We start from the raw sequence: 3,058 nt of genomic DNA, 5'->3' as shown, positions 1-3,058 counted from the left end.
GCGACTCATGAGTGCTCGGTTATATGCGGGCCAATTGGTTGTGCGGTAGATTTTGTGTGTAGGCTTCTTCATTTGAAAATTATATCGCTGAAAAAGCCTTTACAGATAGGTTTGTGCAACAAAGCCGTTTTCTAGGAAAGATCTTCAATACGGTGAAAAAATGGCAAATTCCACGGGTCATCAATACAGATAAAGCAGCGACCTATGGCCATGCTTTATCACGATTAAAGCGAGAAGGAAAATGTCCAGTAGATATTGAGCACAGGCAGATTAAGTATAAAAATAATGTCATTGAATGTGATCATGGTAAGTTAAAGCGAATCATCAGGGCCACATTAGGATTCAAATCTATGAAGACTGCTTATGCCACAATTAAAGGTATTGAAGTCATGCGTGCACTACGTAAAGGACAAGCATCGTCATTTTATTATGGTCAGCCTCAGGGTGAAGTGTGTCTAATCAACAGGGTTTTCGGTCTCTAAGCACTTTTTAAAGGGAACATCATCGACTCAAATCACTATTTGCAACAGTGCCAAGGCTAACCGAGTTATCCGAAGATTCACATCTAGATCATCAAAATGATGCAGTACTTTCACCAAGAGAATCCGAGCCAACTCGGTCGAGTAGCTCGGATTATGATGCCTACTTTTAAAGAGACACCCCCGCCGATCAGTAAACAGTCTTAGGGAACTTATGACGACGTGGGGTGGACTGAGTCCGTTTTACCCAATCTTCTGGATATTCTTGACTGTAAGAATCATGGTAATGACCTGACCAATATTCCTGATTGTCTTCATCTTGGCATTCGTGAACTTGAGAAAAGTTGTAGGTGCTCTGTTGAGCTACAGCATGTTGCTGAAGTATCTTTTCAGCTGTTTTTTCCGCCTGATCTAAAGCCATGAAAATATCGAGCAAGGCTTGGCGCTGTTGATGGTTCAGAACTTTAGCACCTTCGATAATCAGCTGTTTAGCGAGGTTTTTTGGCATGCATGGGTTTGCATCATTGAATTTAGTACGCATAGCAGTTTCCTAGATAAGAGTTTAATTATCTCCATCACTTCTCACGGTAATGGAGGCAACTTAACAGGGGTGAGAATACTGAATCTAGGATCAGCCAGCACGAAGCTGCCCTGCTAAGCTACCATAAGAACTGCTTAACAGTAGGCAAAAAAATAGCCGCAAGTGCGACATTTAATTGCACCTAGATTTTATCAGGTTCTCACACCTGAGCACAGATTTTGCTGTGTTGAAATAAGGTTATCCAGTAAAGAGCAGTGCGTCAAGGTCCTGATCAGTAGTTCTTATAAAAACTGAAAAATAAATAATCAAAGAATGTCAGGAGCTCAATTTATTTTATTATAAAAAAGAGAGGTTCAGTATGAGCCAATGGAGAAGATAAAAATGGCATGCTCCTCATTCTCAGTGTGTATCAGAAAGAATCTATATGGTATTAGGTACAGATATTTGCACATAACTGGCAATTAAAACAGGATATGTGCAATATTAGGACTTAACGACTTTAGGATTGACTAGATTTTTCTATGCCATAAGGTCATAAAATATCTAAATGTGAGTGATGAATAATGATGTATTCTGAAAATGACAGTCCAGTATATATTGCATCAGTGTTGGGAGAGCGCTTAAAACGCATTCGATTAAATCGAGATATGACACAAGCTGAAGTTGCGAGTAAAGCATGGATCAGTCGAAGAACGGTGTTAAATGCTGAGAAAGGTAATGCGAAACTCTCGGATTTAATTGCAATTCTAGCTGCATTAAACATGATTAATAATTTCAATGTTTTAATACCTGAAGAGTCATTTTCACCTATACAGTTGCTTAAACTAAAAGGCAAAGTTCGCAAAAGAGCATCAGGTAATAACAAGCCACCTGTACTGCAACTGGCAAAACCAAAGTCAGATTGGTGACACACATTTCTGATACGGGACTTATTTAGTATTGAGATCATGTCTGAATGGGCTGACCAAAAGTAAAAATTCGTCTGGGGCTATTTTTGCGATCAAGGTTGGTTGAAGGTCTGTGGTTAGTTAAAATATTATTCATGCATAATGCTATTAATCAGTAGGATGATGCTCCCTCATGACAAATCATATCCAGATTATAGATGGATCATCTTTCAAATCGATCTTCGTAGTAGGCGACTTGCATGGTTCTTATCACTTGCTGATGAGCCATCTCAACGCTATCGATTTTGACTTTGATAAAGATTTGTTGATATGCACGGGTGACCTGGTTGATAAAGGCAAAGAAAATTTAGAATGTTTTTCATTGATTAAAAAACCATGGTTTCGAACCGTTCGTGGCAATCACGAAGAAATGTGTATTAAAAGTCTATTTGATTCAAAGCTTAGACATTTACATGAAAGAAATGGTGGTGAGTGGTTCTATCAGTTGTCATCACATCAGCAGCATAAAATTATCAAAAGCTTTGAAGATTTACCAATCGTTATCGAGCTTGAACTTCTAGATAAACGAATAGGAGTAGTTCATGCAGATATTGATATTCATGAATGGGGCGCTTTTAAAGCAGATATCATGCAAGGTGATTACAGGATTTCAGGAATGGTTTCAGCTTACACAAATGCACTATGGGGGCGTGGAAGAGTAAAGAACTATTCAGATAATTATGATGTTGTAGAGAACATAGATGCTATCTATTTGGGACATACGATCGTCAAGGAAATGACCCGGTTAGATAATTGCTATTACATTGATGTGGGTTCATCCTTTACTCAAAAGCTTTGTATAACAAAAATTAAGTGAATATTTTGCAAGACTGAATAGCTACTGATTTTATAGACACCTTTTAGTTAGATTTGGACTGCCACCACTCTCAGCTGTAACTAAGGGGGGTGAATCTCTACACCTATAAGTCTCAATTTTAAAAAAATTAAGGTTTTTCTATTAAAAACGGCTTTGTTGCACAAAGATTTGAAATGCAAAGCGCCCCTAATTGAGCCAAATTTAAGGCGTAACTTGGGTAAGTGGTCGACCTAATTCCGTAAATCTGTTGAGGACTGCTACACGTGCATGAATT

The 3,058-nt window shown here is 38.3% G+C and carries 3 protein-coding genes and 1 pseudogene; 3 read left to right on the top strand and 1 reads right to left on the bottom strand.

Translation table 11 applies throughout. The annotated features are described in order from the left end of the window. Positions 1–128: 128 nt before the first annotated feature. Positions 129–482, top strand: a pseudogene (locus tag FTT75_RS15515) (IS6-like element IS1008 family transposase); the annotation flags it as partial. Between the two features lie 187 nt (positions 483–669). Here the strand turns inward: FTT75_RS15515 and FTT75_RS15510 are convergent. Then, on the bottom strand, positions 670–1,020 hold the full coding sequence (locus FTT75_RS15510; RefSeq protein WP_004282055.1) for a hypothetical protein: 351 nt from the start codon (positions 1,018–1,020) through the stop codon (positions 670–672). Between the two features lie 563 nt (positions 1,021–1,583). On the opposite strand from FTT75_RS15510, the gene FTT75_RS15505 reads away from it, so the two are divergent. Both FTT75_RS15505 and FTT75_RS15500 read left to right on the top strand, forming a co-directional pair. Next, positions 1,584–1,928 carry a helix-turn-helix transcriptional regulator gene (locus FTT75_RS15505; protein ID WP_005102094.1) on the top strand — a complete coding sequence of 115 codons (345 nt, stop codon included), beginning with the start codon at positions 1,584–1,586 and terminating at the stop codon, positions 1,926–1,928. A gap of 172 nt (positions 1,929–2,100) precedes the next feature. After that, positions 2,101–2,784: a metallophosphoesterase gene (locus FTT75_RS15500; RefSeq protein WP_101235089.1), complete on the top strand. Its 684-nt coding sequence runs from the start codon at positions 2,101–2,103 to the stop codon at positions 2,782–2,784. Positions 2,785–3,058: the final 274 nt, after the last annotated feature.

The organism is Acinetobacter sp. YH01008 (assembly GCF_013420435.1).
Lineage (GTDB): Bacteria > Pseudomonadota > Gammaproteobacteria > Pseudomonadales > Moraxellaceae > Acinetobacter > Acinetobacter pseudolwoffii.
Note: the sequence above shows the minus strand (reverse complement) of the source record. Positions and strands in the feature narration are given on the sequence as shown.

Excerpts from the sequence above, each read along its gene's own strand:
- FTT75_RS15510 (WP_004282055.1), bottom strand. The coding sequence starts at position 1,020 with ATGCGTACTAAATTCAATGATGCAAACCCATGCATGCCAAAAAACCTC.
- FTT75_RS15505 (WP_005102094.1), top strand. The coding sequence starts at position 1,584 with ATGATGTATTCTGAAAATGACAGTCCAGTATATATTGCATCAGTGTTG.
- FTT75_RS15500 (WP_101235089.1), top strand. The coding sequence starts at position 2,101 with ATGACAAATCATATCCAGATTATAGATGGATCATCTTTCAAATCGATC.